Genomic DNA, 15396 nt, shown 5'->3' with positions numbered 1-15396 from the left:
CCAGACCCGTTTCAGGGCAAAAGTCGGAATATGCCGCAAAAAGATCATACCCGCCATTCGCACCAGCGGCAGAAATTGTGGGATCCATGATACCCTAAGCCTTGGTGCCAACTGTAAGAACTTTCTCTATGAATTTGAATTTTCGCCTGCAATCTGAACAATCCGCCACTGACGGGCTTCCACTGGTATTGATCCACGGTCTGTTTGGTAGCCTGGACAACCTCGGCGTACTGGCCCGGGGATTAAAAGACGATCGCCGTTTGATTCAACTCGATGTCCGCAACCACGGCTTGTCTCCGCGTGCGCAACAGATGGATTATGCGTTAATGGCTCAGGATGTCCTGGGCACACTTGACGCTATGCAGGTCGATCGTTTCACGGTGATCGGGCACTCGATGGGTGGAAAGATCGCTATGGCAATGACCGCACTGGCACCCGATCGCATCGCGGAGATCGTGGTGATTGATATCGCGCCTGTGGCCTACACCACGCGTCATCACGACGATATTTTTGCCGCACTGAATGCGGTTACCGAGGCCGGTATCACCACGCGCAGCGAAGCCACAGCCCTGATGCGCCAGATGATCAGCGAAGAAGGTGTGATCCAGTTTCTTCTCAAGTCGTTTCACGAGGGGGGTTGGCGTTTCAACGTTCCGGTGCTGCTGGCATGTTATGAAAATATTATTGGCTGGCAGCCGTTGGCCCCCTGGTCACATCCTGTGCTGTTCATTCGCGGGGAGCGTTCTCCCTATCTGGCCGACGCGTACCGAGATGCCCTGTTAACCCAGTTTCCACAGGCGCGTGCCCATGTCATCACCGGCGCAGGGCATTGGGTACATGCTGAGAAACCCGATGCAGTATTACGTGCAATCCGACGTTTTTTAGCGCTGTGAAAACCATTTTCGCTGGGGTATGATGGCGCGCTAAAATTTTGCCGCTGCTGATTATCAGACGGCATAACGGCCCTATTCATCAGCAATCCAGCCTTTCAGTATTACGATTCCTATGGCAAAAGAGAACACGGACCGCACAACGATCGATCTGTTTGCAGATGAACGACGTCCGGGACGACCCAAGACTAATCCGCTGACGCGTGATGAGCAGTTGCGTATCAACAAACGCAATCAGCTCAAGCGCGATAAAGTACGCGGCCTGAAGCGTGTCGAACTAAAAATGAACAGCGACGCGGTTGATGTCCTGAATCAGTTGGCTTTCGAGCGCAATATAAGCCGCAGCGAACTGATCGAAGAAATGCTGCTGGAGCAGTTGCAACGTCATCCGTCCTGATGGTTTCAGGACCTTAGCACTCAGCGACAAAACCGGCAGCATTACTCATTTATCCGCTCACGACGGTCTGTTATCATTAGCGATATCTGCGAAAAAATCAGCAGTCACCATATCATTAAGATTCAAGAGGTTATTAAACTCATGGCACTCGTCGGCATTTTCTTTGGTAGCGATACAGGCAATACCGAAAACATTGCAAAAATGATCCAGAAGCAACTGGGGAAAGATGTTGCAGAAGTTCGTGATATTGCTAAAAGCAGCAAAGAAGACCTTGAAGCCTTTGATATTCTGCTGCTTGGCATCCCAACCTGGTACTACGGTGAAGCCCAGTGTGACTGGGATGATTTCTTCCCGACGCTGGAAGAAATCGACTTCAACGGTAAGCTGGTTGCGCTGTTTGGTTGTGGCGATCAGGAAGATTATTCCGAGTATTTCTGCGATGCAATGGGCACCATCCGCGACATCATTGAGCCGAATGGCGCAGTGCTTGTAGGCCACTGGCCTAGTGAAGGTTACAATTTCGAAGCCTCAAAAGGCATGGCAGATGATAACCACTTCCTTGGCCTGGCCATTGATGAAGATCGCCAGCCAGAACTCACCAACGAGCGCGTTGAAAAGTGGGTAAAACAAATTTCTGATGAACTTCAGCTGAAAGATATCATCGAAGCATAACCATTACCGCTTGATGTGGGAGCTATCTCACATCAAGCAAGTGGTTTTTCCTATAGAAGTAATAGATACATGTTTGTAACTTTCATCTACAAAACTGTACAATAACCCCATCGGTTACCCGCTTACTCAACACCTGCCCCATTCTTTGAGGACGTGAGTCGCCCAAAGAAGGGTAAGATGATGCAGATTGAAATGTTAACCCAACCTAATTCGGGCGCGCGCTTCCCTGGATGTAACGACACTTATCCTTACATTCCTCGCGGTTTCAGGCACCCCTTATGGTTTCCATTTCGGAGTATCAGTTCTATACTGAGACGCATTCATCTTTTAGCGTCGACCGATGTTCAGGGCTTTTCAGCCACTAAGTGACTAGCAAAGTAACAGGACAATATCCGCATGACTGACAATAACACCGCATTAAAGAAGGCCGGCCTGAAAGTCACGCTTCCCCGACTGAAAATTCTGGAAGTGCTTCAGGAACCAGAGGGCCATCATGTCAGTGCGGAAGACTTGTACAAACGCCTGATTGACATGGGCGAAGAAATTGGTCTGGCCACGGTGTACCGTGTGCTGAATCAATTTGATGATGCGGGGATCGTTACCCGCCATAACTTTGAAGGCGGTAAATCCGTTTTCGAACTGACCCAGCAGCACCATCACGATCACCTGATCTGCCTGGACTGCGGTAAAGTTATTGAGTTTAGAGACGAATACATTGAGGAACGTCAGCGTGAAATCGCCACGCGTCACGGTATCAAACTGAGCAACCATAGCCTGTATCTTTATGGCCATTGTGCTCTGGGTGACTGTCGTGAAGACGAGACTCTGCACGACAAGTAATCTGCACTGTTCAGTGTAAAAACCGGTGGCTTGGCCACCGGTTTTTTTATGCCTGCGTTATAGCGACGCCTCCCGGCTAAAACGCTGCCCATCCGCACTGACCGCACGGACCTGCACATCACCTTCTATGATGGGTGGATTCTGGCTGTCGTAATGCTGCCAACGCTTTCCACCATCCGTACTGAACTGCATCGCTACACCAGGGAAGGCCGTATTCGCTTCAAGTTTATCGCCCACGATACGAGCGCCGGGAACCGGCAAACGGTAGTGAACCCCGTGTTTATCCAATTTTTCCAACTCTCGCTGACCGAGAATATTCGCGAATCGCTGCCAGTCCTGGCGCAACGCCTTCTGGTCAACGAACTGCGTTTCACCACCACGGTACTCCTTACCTGCCTGATAATCCTGCTCCCAGGATGCACGGTGCCAGGCGCGTTCCGCTGCAGAGAACATCCGTGGATAGATCATATATTCCATATTGTCATCGGTTCGTACTGTCTCACTCCACAACTGAGCAGACATGCCTGCGGCCCCAGGCCAGGGTTTATCGGATTTCGCGTTGAAGAATTGGCCGTCGCGATCCACCGACGTTTCTGCATTTTGCGGCAAATTATCCGGCGCAAAGCTGAACATTTTACGCTCATCGCTAAAACGTGTTCCCCAGTAATACCCTCGCTCGAGGGGGTTCACCTCGTAGGGAAAATCCAAATAGGCATAATCGGGATTGGAAACAATCACCTGATAGCCTTTGTTTGCCCAGTCATTCACCGTGTCAAAACCGCCCCAGTACAGCGTATCCCAGAAATTGACTGCAACTTCAGGTGTGGCAAAGGCACGGGCATCCTGGGCATTTTTTAAACCATCCTGCCAGGCCTGCATGCGGTCAATACCCTGATCTTTGACTAATTTGCTGACCTTCAAAGCAAAATAGCTTGGAAGATGCTCCAGATCGCTCACCTTCCCTGATGCGATCATCGCCTGACAAGCATGGGATTTCGCCCATGGCCGATCCTCACGACTAAGATCGAGCTGACCCTTACCCGTTTCAGGATGTTTAATATCGGTATAGCCTGCGCCAAGACGAATATTTTTAGCCTCGTCTCCACCGAAGTGCCAGCTGCGCAGCGGCTGCCCGGCATCACGGTGCATCAATCTGACTTCGCTGATAATCTTATTCGCAAAGCGCAGTGATGAATCCAGACACGGGTTCAAATAACTCGTCCGGTCGTAAAGTTGTACTGAGGTGGTATTCGAGTTATCCCCCGGATCGACCAGCCGATATTCTGAGGCTTCTTTTGCTCGTCCTGCTTTCATCAGACGCTGGTAGCGAGCCTCCATAGCAACCACTGCCGCGCGAGCATGAGCAGGCATGTCCACTTCTGGCAGAACCTGAATACCGCGTGCTTCCGCATATTTCACGATGTCGATATAGTCCTGACGACTGAAGTAGCCGCTCCCGTTATTATCATTGAACGGTCCAGACCCAAGCTGCGGTAACAGACAACGTTGTTCTTTCAGATCGTGGCAACGTTGGCTTCCCACGTCGGTAAGCTCCGGCAGGCCAGGGATCTCAATACGCCAGCCTTCGTCATCCGTAAGATGGAAGTGGAAGACATTAATTTTCCAGGCAGCCATCTGATCAAGCATCCGCAAAATTGCGGTTTTACTATGAAAATTTCGGCCCACATCAAGGAAAATGCCGCGATAGGAGAAGCGTGGCGCATCTTCCGCTTTTAAGGTCGCAATACGGTTGCTCCCGTCACCAGGTAGCAGCGACATAATGGATTGCAGACCGTAGAAAACACCCTGGGCATCGTAGCCCGTTACCTCAGCCTTTTCTTTAGTGATATTCAGATAATAGGCACCTGATATAGCAGGAATGCCTTTCAATGCTGCGGGATCAATTCGTGTGCTAATGGGGTAACCCGCTTCATTAAGGCGAACACCCAACAGTGATAAGCGCTGCTGCACCGCCTCTGCGCGTTGTGCCGGTAAACTGGCCAGATCAAGTCTGACGCCCTGACTGAGATCGGCATCCTCTTGTGCTATCTCAACATTAAGCGGGGTCGGGACAATCTGGCCGCGTAGCGCGTTAGCGGTAAGCTGTTCAACATCACTATTTTTTTCATAACGACTGTTGGCCTGCATCAGAATGTTTTTATCCGTAGCAGTCCGCTTCCACTGCTCACCAAAAGGTGCCACAAAGCGCGAAAGGTCTTCGGTATCTGTCACCTGAATAATTTTTGGATTGGCGTCACCCGATGTCACATACCAGCGCGGCATTACGTCGGTGATAAACAACTGCCAGTACTCATTGATGATGGGGATGGTCACCGAGGCACCGGCTGCAATACCTGTAAATTTTTCCGTCGGTTCCAGTCGGGTCAGATCACCAACAATATGTACCGTGCGGAACTGATCGCTCTCAATGGCCAGGGTTTTATGGACATTACTCATATAGATAGCCCAGTTTTTACTGGTAATCGCTGGGCCATTATTGGTGAGCGTAATGGTGGCACGGTTGCAGGAGGCCCAGTCAGCACCCAATGCTGCACAGTCCACGCCATGAAGTGCAGCCTGATTATCAGTCACCTGATAACGAACGCCGAATTGGCTAATTTGGTCCACCAGCTTTTGGCTTGCAGGTGCAACACTGCTCCCCAGAAGAGTGATTACCGCCAGGGATAACTGGCTAATTTTTCTATAATTCATGATGCATCCTTCCTTAGTCGCTTATTGATTGGCGTGCTGGATTTCCTGCCGCAATTGACCGCAGTGGTCATGAACTCCCTCGCCGCCACCCATCTTTTCTGCATCCAGGCAGCGCTCATAATCGAGCGCCTTTATAGCTTCACGCCTGGGCGTATTAGCGCCTGGCACCTGAGATACGCAACCGCAAAGCAGTAGCGCAAAGAACAGCGTTATCCCTGGGTTCATATCCATTCTCCTGTTCGTTTTGCACGATCAAAACAGGGTAAAAGGCGCAATGATGATAAATTTAACGTCTTTTTCGTCCTGAAAAATATTGTTGTAACCGCCACCGTAGCTGGGAATATTGCTGTGATTGTCATACTGGGTGTAGTGCAGCTTGAACAACGTTCCTTTCGCCGCACCACCTTGAATTGTATAAAGTAAATCAAGGTTCCATGCCGACTCTTTCAAACGCGTGCTCTGGTTATACGCGGGATGGCTGCTGGGTTTCGCATCCCAGCCATAAGCATAAGATGCGCCTGCGCCCCATCCGGGTAACTGCCAGCGCGCAAGATCGTAAACCACTCCGGCAAACAGGGCTTTTTCTCCATTGGCATTCCAGTCCGAGCGAGCATCCCACCAGACGTCAAGACGACCATTTGAGGAAGCATATCCAGGCGTCATACGCTGTAAGAAGTACCCCTGATTCCCCTTCGCTTTCACCCACGTCCCTTCCAGACGGAAATCAAACGGCCCTGTGGTATAGCCCAGAGTCACCGCCTGAAGCCAGGCCAGCCCTTCGTAAACATCATTCACATTGCCAGCACCGCCATGTTCTTTATCTTTAGCACCATACAACTGCCAGCTGGTACGCAAATCATTACCCGCCACAGGAAAAGCATAAGAGGCTTTAGCAAAATATTGATCCATATACTCTGCTGCCTGGCCAAAGGCTGCTTCAATAACAAATTTTTTGGTGAAGTCATATTTCAACCCCAGGGAATGCAAATAATGAATTCCTGTGGAGCCATCCGCCTTACGAAAGTTATACATATTTTCATACCAGGGCGCTTTATAACGGTCACTCCACATATAGGAAAATGACAATATCCCCGCATCGCCAAAATTATGATGATATCCACTTTCGGCACCGAGGTATGTTCCGGGTAAAAAACTCCAGTGTGGGGCCATCAGCGTCTGCCCGCTGGGTTGTATATACCCTGCTCTTAGCCAGATATCATCATGCTTAATTTTTACTGCAGCCTGATAAATACTGCTGCCGTTACGGTCCCCGCTCCAGCGTTCATCCCAACGGGTTTTTGAATCACTAAACCCGATTTCATTAGGCGCTGCAGGGCCGCTGTTCGACATTTCCAGCGCGCTGAACATCGCGAAGTCGAACCCAATAACATCAGCGGCAAATCCCGAAGAAAAATCCAGACTGCCGTTGAAGGTAGAATGATGCAGGTTCTGCTGATACTGGCCGTACTTATCACTGGCAGGAAGCAAATCTTTACGATCACGCTGCCGCTGCCAATAATAAAGGCTGCCATTCAGCGAGGAATCAGCAATAAAACCAGCAGAAACAGAGGGAGAGGAATAAAAAAAAGTGGATAGCAGAACCAGGTACGCCAGTAAAAAAAACCGCGCACCTCTCACAAAAAAAATAGAATGCATCGAATATTCCTTATTCTTACTGGGTGGAAATATCCTATTTGGCATTAATTTAATTAACACCCTCCACCATCACGCATTCATACTATTTTTCGCAATGCGAATAATCAATTAAAAAGAGATCATGAATGTAAAAATATGATCGACTGCACACATTGCCATTGAAGAAAAAACTATTTATCGGTTTTCCTCCAATGGTATTTATGCATCTTTTTCGAAAGCGCTATTTCGTATAGAGCGGCAGCCAGTCAACATAGGAAAGCAATGAAACCACCGCATTCAATGCACCAAACAGCAGAACCAACACAATCGGTGCTATCCCACCCCGGACTCGCCAGGTGGAGGTGGAAAAGCGCCGACGTGACTGCCATGCCAATAGCGCTGGCGTGACTACAGCCCAAAGTGTCGCGGCCAGGCCAGCATAACCGATCGCCAGCAGAAAACCGTTGGGCCAGATCATTGCGGCCGTTAACGGCAGAATAAACGTCAGCAAGGTGGTTTTCAGTCTTCCGGTCGAGGAATTATCCAGTTTGAATAAATCGGCAAGGTAATCAAAAAAGCCGAGACTGACACCGAGGAATGAACAGGCAACGGCAAAGTTAGAGAAGATATCCAGCAACAGATTCAGAGAGCGATTGTGCAGTACACCGGATAACGCCCCCACCAGCACGTCAATATTCCCGCCCTGCGCAGCAATCGCTTTAAATTCGCTGCGGGGAATATTGCCCATCGTGCCGACAATCCAGATAAAGTAAATCACCAGCGCCAGCAGCGTACCGTAAATCAGGCAGCGGCTCACGCGCCCTGCATTTTTATGGTAGTAGCTCGTCAATCCGGCAATATTGCCATGATAACCAAAGGAGGCCAGACAAAACGGCACCACGATCCAGAGGTAGCGCAGATAATCGCGATCGGCTCCCTGGCTGTCGAGCAGAACCGCTGGCTGAACATGCCACAGCAGGCCGCCGAAAATCATCAGAAACGTGAGGATTTTCGCGCCAAGAAAAATCAGCGTCATCCGGCTGACAACCGCCGTACCCAGCCAGATAAACAGCGCCACCACCAATGTAAAGAGCAGCCCGGCCATCCGCGCCGATATACCGACATTTAACTGATTGAGGCTGTGCTGGATAATTGCGCCACTGGCAGAAATATACGCATAAGTGAGGATCCCCAGCACAAAGACCACTGACAGACCGTTGATCAGGTTCCAGCCACGCCCAAGCAAATCGCGCGTGACGGTATCAAAACTCGCCCCAACGGGATAATGCAGGCTGGCTTCCAGATACAGTAATCCGGACAGCAGCATACAGAACCAGGTCACGATCAGTAGCGCGGATGACCAGACAAACCAGGCACCGGACATGACCACCGGCAAAGAGAACATTCCGGCACCAATAATGGTGCCACTGATAATCAACGAGCCCCAGAGAGTTGAAGGCAAACGAACAGCAGAAGCAGGTACAGCCATGATATCCCTTAGCGGATGCAGTATATAACATGCCAAATGCCGGGATAATCCACTGGCTAAACGGCAAGAATGCCGCATAGTCTACACAGAATCACACTCGCGAACTAGTACGGTAATTAATTTACCACCATCGTTTCCTGCAAATAGCGCCAGCGAGGTGGCGTGCAACCACAATCAATCACCGCCAGCGAAATACGGTGGGTATGATTATCCCCCTGCTGTTGCAGCTCGTGATACTGGATCGCCACTTCCTCGCCAAACTGAGAGATGACTTTGCAGTGTTCAATCGTGATAGCAACACCCTGCCGTCCGCCGACCAGACGGGTAAACAGCGCAGCGACCTCTTCCATCGACAGACTTTTTCCGCCGGGTGTGACCATGACGAAATCAGGCTCAAAATGGCGCAGCAGCTCAGGGACAAAGCTCCCGTCCCCATGAAACACCTTTTCAATAAGCTGATGTAATACCACGACACTGTCTATCGCCCGCAGGCTTAACGCTGACATCGATTTTCCTTAGAAAAAGGGGAAAAACGCCCCATTCAGGCATAAAAAAAGGGCGAATGATCGCCCTTTCCGATTGATGGCATTATCCGGCAATTACTCGCCGACTTTTGCCCAGGTATCACGCAGACCGACCGTGCGGTTAAACACCAGCTTACTGGCGCTGGAGTAAACGCTGTCGGCACAGAAGTACCCTTCGCGCTCAAACTGATACGGTGCTGAGGCTTCCGCCTGCTGCATACCCGGCTCAACAAAGCCCTGACGGATCACTAACGAATCCGGGTTGATGCTGGCGAGGAAGTCTTCTGCCGCTGCCGGGTTCGGCACGCTGAACAGGCGGTCGTACAGGCGGAATTCCGCTGGCAGCGCATGAACAGCCGATACCCAGTGGATCACGCCTTTGACTTTACGGCCGTCGGCCGGATCTTTGCTCAGCGTATCCACATCGCAGGTGCAGAACAGGCAGGTGATGTTGCCTTCGTCATCTTTCGCCACACGCTCGGCTTTGATGACATAGGCGTTACGCAGGCGGACTTCTTTGCCCAGCACCAGACGCTTGTACTGCTTGTTCGCTTCTTCACGGAAATCGGCACGATCGATATAGATCTCACGGCTGAATGGCACTTCACGTGTGCCCATTTCCGGCTTGTTCGGGTGATTCGGCATGCTAATCATTTCGTCATGATGCGCAGGCAGGTTTTCAATCACCACTTTGACCGGATCCATCACCGCCATCGCGCGCGGTGCATTTTCGTTCAGGTCGTCACGAATACAGGATTCCAGCGCGGCCATCTCCACGATATTGTCCTGTTTTGTCACGCCGATACGGCGGCAGAACTCGCGGATAGACTCAGCGCTGTAACCCCGGCGGCGCAGACCAGAAACCGTCAGCATGCGCGGATCGTCCCAGCCTTCCACCACGTTTTCAGACACCAGCTGGCTCAGTTTACGCTTGGACATAATGGCGTATTCGAGGTTCAGACGAGAGAATTCGTACTGACGCGGATGCACCGGAATGGTGATGTTATCCAGCACCCAGTCGTAAAGACGACGGTTGTCCTGGAACTCCAGCGTACACAGGGAGTGAGTAATGCCTTCCAGCGCATCCGAGATGCAGTGGGTGAAGTCGTACATCGGATAGATGCACCAGGCGTTACCGGTCTGATGATGCTCAGCAAATTTAATGCGGTAAATAACCGGATCGCGCAGCACGATAAAGTTGGAAGCCATATCGATTTTAGCGCGCAGGCAGGCGGTGCCTTCGGCAAAACCACCGGCACGCATTTTGGCGAACAGTTCGAGGTTCTCTTCCACACTGCGATCGCGGTACGGGCTGTTTTTCCCTGCTGACGTCAGGCTGCCACGGTATTCACGGATCTGCTCAGGCGACAGTTCGTCAACGTAAGCCAGTCCTTTGGTGATCAGCTCAACAGCATAGTTATGCAGCTGTTCAAAATAATCAGATGAGTAGCGTACTTCTCCGCTCCAGGCGAAACCAAGCCATTGCACATCGCGCTTGATTGACTCAACAAACTCCAGATCTTCTTTCACCGGGTTGGTGTCATCGAAGCGCAGGTTGCACTGGCCCTGATAATCTTGCGCGATGCCAAAGTTCAGGCAAATCGATTTCGCATGACCAATATGCAGATAGCCATTCGGCTCAGGCGGGAAGCGGGTATGCACTGAGCTGTGCTTGCCGTTCGCCAGATCTTCGTCGATGATCTGACGAATAAAGTTAGTTGGGCGGGCTTCAGCCTCACTCATCTCAATTTCCTCAATAGTGCATGGCTTAAATTAGCTATGAAATAACGGAGTATGATCCACAAAGCAGAGAGGGGAAACAACCGTTTGTTGCGGTAATCACATAAAAAAAGGGCGGGAATCACTTCCCGCCCTGTCACAGTCGCATTAGTCGACGGTGTTAGCCATTAATTTCAACGATTCGGGTCTCACCCGCTACCACGGTTTCACCCGCCAGTAACGTTATTCCCGCAAAATCATCAATATTGCTGATGACCACCGGGCTAATCATCGAACGCGCATTCGCATTCAGGAAGACAAGGTCCATTTCCAGCACGGGCTGGCCCGCAGCCACGGTTGAACCTTCTTCAGCCAGACGCGTAAAGCCTTTCCCTTCCAGGGCAACTGTATCCAGCCCCATATGCACCACAATTTCGACGCCGTTTTCGGTTTCAAGACAGAATGCATGGTTGGTATTGAAGATTTTCACCAGGGTACCGGAAGCCGGTGCAACAACGGTGCTGCCCGTTGGCAAGATGGCCAGGCCGTCACCCACAGCTTTGCTGGCGAAGGCTTCATCAGGCACCTGTTCAATCGCAACAACCGTACCGCTAACCGGAGCAACCAGCGTACCGATGATCCCTTTGGCGGTATTCGGTATCGCCTGAGGTGCGGCGACTGGCGCCACAGGAGCCGCGCTTACGCCAGCAGCAGCAACCGGGCCTTTGGCGATCTGTTTTTTCATCTCTTCAGCGATAGATTCCGCTTTCGCGCCCACAATCACCTGAATGGTCTGCTTGTTCAGTTTCACCACGCCGGAGGCACCCAGGCGTTTACACTGTGCATCATTCACCAGCGATGCATCTTTTACGGACAGACGCAGGCGAGTAATACAGGCATCAATAACCTTAAGGTTATCAGAGCCGCCAATCGCACCAATATACTGGCGGGACAGGTCAGCTAAGCCCTCTTCGGTATTGCTGTTCGCTTCATCTGTCACCACCATGTCGCCTTCATCTTCGCGGCCCGGCGTTTTCAGATTCAGCATGCGGATCACTGCGCTGAACAGCACGAAGTAGACCACAAAGGCCACCAGCCCCATCACCAGCAGCAACCACACGTTCTGGCTGGCCGCAGGCAGTTTATACATTAACGCATAGTCGATGGCGCCCGCAGAGAAAGAGAACCCGGCATGAATGCCCAGCGATGTCGCCACAAACAGACTGATGCCTGTCAGCAAGGCGTGGATCAGATACAGCATCGGCGCCAGGAACATAAACAGGAATTCCAGCGGCTCGGTCACTCCGGTCAGGAACGCGGTCACCGCAACAGAAAGCAGCATACCGCCAACCATTGGACGGCGCGCTTTCGGTGCAGCGAGGTACATCGCCAGTGCAGCACCCGGCAGACCGAACATCATGATCGGGAAGAACCCGGACATAAACATCCCCGCCGTGCCGTCACCCGCATAAAAGCGGTTGATATCACCGTGGAACACCGCACCAGCCGCATTGGTGAACTCACCAATCTGGAACCAGGCGATGGTATTCAGCACCTGATGCAAACCGGTTGGGATCAACAGACGGTTAACGAAACCGAAGATGCCCGCACCGAAAGCGCCCTCAGACACGATCCACTCACCACCGGAGTGAATGGCTGCCTGAACCGGAGGCCAGATATAGCCAAACACCGCCGCCAGCACCAGACAGAAGAAGCCCGTCGCGATAGGTACGAAGCGTTTACCGCCAAAGAAGCTCAGGAAGTCAGGCAGTTTGATGTCAGCCCAGCGGTTGTAGGTCATACCGGCAATCAGGCCCGTAATAATCCCCGCCAGCACACCCATATTGACCGTTGGATTGATGGTCACCATCGCCTTGGTCAAAATAAAGTAACCCACCGCACCGGCCAGCGCGGCAGCACCGGCGTTGTCTTTAGACCAGGTCGACGCCACACCAATAGCAAAAATCAGTGCAAGGTTGTCAAAAATTGCCCCGCCGCCCTGTGCAATGAACGGCATATTGAGTAAATCAGGCTGGCCGAAGCGCAGCATCAGTGCGGCAACAGGCAGTACTGCGATTGGCAGCTGTAACGACCGCCCTAATCTTTGAAAGAATCCTAAAATATTCACCACTTCCCCCTATGAGACCCGTTAAGGCGGCAAAAACCGTCTGTTTTTTTTCACGGCTTTTTCAGTCAGCTCGACACTACACACCACGAAACGAAGTGTAAAAAAAAATTAATTCGCTTCGCAAATTAAACCGTCATTTATGTGATTAAAATCACCTAAAAACGCATTATTCTTAGCATGTGACTGGTCAACAGCACAAACTTATTTTATGATTCGAAAAATCAAAACGGATAAATCCCTCTGTTGCAAAATGGTAATCGCGTTACGCTTACCAGAACAACGACAGAGCACCGTTTTAAAATTATACCTAACTCTGCTTATAAACGAGGTGCAACATGAGACTGATTCCTCTGGCAACACCAGCCCAGGTCGGAAAATGGGCGGCACGCCATATTGTTAATCGTATCAACGCGTTCAATCCTACTGCCGAACGTCCATTTGTCCTGGGCTTGCCCACCGGCGGTACACCGCTGGAAGCCTATAAACATCTTATTGATATGCATAAAGCGGGCCAGGTCAGCTTCAAGCATGTTGTGACGTTCAATATGGACGAATATGTCGGCCTGCCGAAAGAGCACCCGGAAAGCTATCATAGCTTTATGTATCGTAACTTTTTTGATCATGTTGATATTTCAAGCGAAAACATCAATCTTCTCAATGGTAATGCACCGGATATTGACGCAGAATGTCGCCAGTATGAGGAAAAAATCCGTGCTTACGGCAGAATTCACCTGTTCATGGGTGGCGTAGGCAATGATGGACATATCGCCTTTAACGAACCCGCCTCCTCTCTGGCGTCGCGTACCCGTATTAAAACGCTGACTCACGATACCCGTATCGCCAACTCACGCTTCTTTGGTGGCGATGTCGACCAGGTGCCAAAATATGCGCTGACGGTAGGTGTGGGCACGTTGCTGGATGCAGAAGAAGTGATGATTCTGGTCACCGGCCATCTGAAAGCTCAGGCGCTGCAAGCTGCAGTAGAAGGCAACGTGAATCATATGTGGACTATCAGTTGTTTGCAGCTGCACGCAAAAGCCGTTGTGGTATGCGACGAACCGTCCACGATGGAGCTGAAGATGAAAACCGTGAAGTATTTCCGCGAGATGGAAGCTGGAAATATTAAAGATCTGTGATCATCCCTGGTCGCTGTCGTCATTTCAGACCGGTTTTTGCCGGCGGGTTATCGCCCTGCCGGCAGGAAAAGAAATATCAGGAAAGTCAGGAGAACAACTATGTACGCGTTAACCCAGGGCCGCATCTATACAGGCCATAAAATCCTCGATCAGCATGCGGTAGTGATTGCCAATGGCCTGATCGAACGTATCTGCCCGCTGGAGGATCTGCCCGCAGGCATTGAAACTCGTCAGGTCGGCGGTGCGATTATTGCCCCTGGCTTTATTGATCTGCAGCTGAATGGCTGCGGTGGCGTGCAGTTTAACGATGATATTTCAGCGATCAGCGTAGAAACCCTGCAAATCATGCAGAAAGCCAATGAGAAGTCAGGCTGCACCAGTTTTCTACCGACGCTGATCACCAGCACCGATGAGCTGATGAAACGCGCCGTGGAAGTGATGCGTGCCTGGCTGGCGCAGAACAGCAACCAGGCGCTGGGCCTGCATCTTGAAGGGCCCTGGCTCAACCCGCTGAAGAAAGGCACTCACAATCCTGATCTCATCCGCGCACCCGATACCGCGCTGGTCGATTTCCTGTGTGCCAACGCCGATGTCATCAGTAAAATCACCCTCGCGCCAGAAAGAGTGGACGCTGCGGTTATTCGCAAACTGCGTGATGCCGGAATTATCATCTCTGCGGGTCATTCCCACGGCACTTACGACGAAGCGCTGGTCGGGATTGATGCAGGAGTCTCGTTTGCCACGCATTTATATAACGCCATGCCGACCACCAGCGGCCGCGAGCCTGGATTAATCGGTGCGCTGTTTGATTCACCCGATGTCTGGTGCGGTATCATCGCCGACGGTTTACATGTCCATTACGCTAACATTCGTAATGCTAAACGAATCAAAGCCGACAAACTGATCCTGGTTACCGATGCGACTGCGCCAGCAGGTGCTTCTATTGATCGGTTCATTTTTGCTGGTAAAACAATATACTATCGCAACGGGCTGTGTGTTGACGAGAACGGCACGCTGAGTGGATCTGCGCTAACTATGATCGAAGCTGTAGCAAACAGCGTCGAACACGTGGGCATCTCCCTTGACGAGGCGCTGCGTATGGCAACACTTTATCCGGCCCGCGCAATGGGGGTAGACACGCATTTAGGGTCAATTGAAGCCGGGAAAGTGGCCAATCTGACGGTGTTCACCCGCGATTACAAAATCACCCGGACCATCGTTAATGGTAACGAGGTCTTAAGCGAGTAGATATTT

Annotated in this window: 13 protein-coding genes; 6 read left to right on the top strand and 7 right to left on the bottom strand. The window is 51.2% G+C overall.

Annotation, left to right across the window (positions count from 1 at the left end):
• Positions 1-128 precede the first annotated feature (128 nt).
• The 4 genes from ybfF to fur all read left to right on the top strand — a co-directional run bounded on the left by ybfF (position 129) and on the right by fur (position 2799).
• Positions 129-893 carry an esterase gene (gene ybfF, locus ACFL9S_RS01885; protein ID WP_405260015.1) on the top strand — a complete coding sequence of 255 codons (765 nt, stop codon included), beginning with the start codon at positions 129-131 and terminating at the stop codon, positions 891-893.
• A gap of 112 nt (positions 894-1005) precedes the next feature.
• Positions 1006-1287 carry a LexA regulated protein gene (gene ybfE, locus ACFL9S_RS01880; protein WP_133845548.1) on the top strand — a complete coding sequence of 94 codons (282 nt, stop codon included), beginning with the start codon at positions 1006-1008 and terminating at the stop codon, positions 1285-1287.
• A gap of 141 nt (positions 1288-1428) precedes the next feature.
• Positions 1429-1959 (top strand): flavodoxin FldA, encoded by a 531-nt coding sequence (gene fldA, locus ACFL9S_RS01875; RefSeq protein ID WP_405260014.1) that lies wholly within the window; start codon positions 1429-1431, stop codon positions 1957-1959.
• Between the two features lie 396 nt (positions 1960-2355).
• Entirely contained in the window at positions 2356-2799 is a 444-nt protein-coding gene (gene fur, locus ACFL9S_RS01870) for a ferric iron uptake transcriptional regulator (protein WP_154752128.1), read from the top strand.
• 57 nt (positions 2800-2856) lie between these two features.
• Here fur and ACFL9S_RS01865 read toward each other — a convergent pair whose 3' ends face one another.
• The 7 genes from ACFL9S_RS01865 to nagE all read right to left on the bottom strand — a co-directional run bounded on the left by ACFL9S_RS01865 (position 2857) and on the right by nagE (position 13006).
• Positions 2857-5511: a family 20 glycosylhydrolase gene (locus ACFL9S_RS01865; RefSeq protein ID WP_405260013.1), complete on the bottom strand. Its 2655-nt coding sequence runs from the start codon at positions 5509-5511 to the stop codon at positions 2857-2859.
• Between the two features lie 21 nt (positions 5512-5532).
• Complete coding sequence (gene chiQ / locus ACFL9S_RS01860) at positions 5533-5736, bottom strand: ChiQ/YbfN family lipoprotein (RefSeq protein WP_405260012.1); 204 nt, start codon at positions 5734-5736, stop codon at positions 5533-5535.
• Positions 5737-5763: 27 nt separating this feature from the next.
• The gene (locus ACFL9S_RS01855; protein WP_405260360.1) at positions 5764-7167 is read right to left on the bottom strand and encodes an OprD family outer membrane porin; all 1404 of its coding nucleotides are present in this window, start codon (positions 7165-7167) and stop codon (positions 5764-5766) included.
• 220 nt (positions 7168-7387) lie between these two features.
• Positions 7388-8635 (bottom strand): tryptophan permease, encoded by a 1248-nt coding sequence (mtr, locus tag ACFL9S_RS01850; protein WP_405260010.1) that lies wholly within the window; start codon positions 8633-8635, stop codon positions 7388-7390.
• A 116-nt stretch (positions 8636-8751) separates the two neighbouring features.
• A complete protein-coding gene (locus ACFL9S_RS01845; protein WP_405260009.1) occupies positions 8752-9141 on the bottom strand; it encodes a hypothetical protein in 390 nt (129 codons plus the stop codon).
• Between the two features lie 93 nt (positions 9142-9234).
• A complete protein-coding gene (glnS, locus tag ACFL9S_RS01840; protein WP_405260008.1) occupies positions 9235-10902 on the bottom strand; it encodes a glutamine--tRNA ligase in 1668 nt (555 codons plus the stop codon).
• A 157-nt stretch (positions 10903-11059) separates the two neighbouring features.
• A complete protein-coding gene (gene nagE, locus ACFL9S_RS01835; protein ID WP_405260007.1) occupies positions 11060-13006 on the bottom strand; it encodes a PTS N-acetyl glucosamine transporter subunit IIABC in 1947 nt (648 codons plus the stop codon).
• Between the two features lie 335 nt (positions 13007-13341).
• Between nagE and nagB the strand changes: the two genes are divergently transcribed.
• Both nagB and nagA read left to right on the top strand, forming a co-directional pair.
• Complete coding sequence (gene nagB, locus ACFL9S_RS01830; RefSeq protein WP_405260006.1) at positions 13342-14142, top strand: glucosamine-6-phosphate deaminase; 801 nt, start codon at positions 13342-13344, stop codon at positions 14140-14142.
• 99 nt (positions 14143-14241) lie between these two features.
• Positions 14242-15390 carry an N-acetylglucosamine-6-phosphate deacetylase gene (nagA, locus tag ACFL9S_RS01825; RefSeq protein WP_405260005.1) on the top strand — a complete coding sequence of 383 codons (1149 nt, stop codon included), beginning with the start codon at positions 14242-14244 and terminating at the stop codon, positions 15388-15390.
• Positions 15391-15396: the final 6 nt, after the last annotated feature.

The organism is Erwinia sp. AnSW2-5, from assembly GCF_045107195.1.
In the GTDB taxonomy this organism is placed as follows: domain Bacteria; phylum Pseudomonadota; class Gammaproteobacteria; order Enterobacterales; family Enterobacteriaceae; genus Erwinia.
The sequence above is the reverse complement of the archived record's forward strand: the minus strand, read 5'-3'. Positions and strand labels throughout refer to the sequence as shown.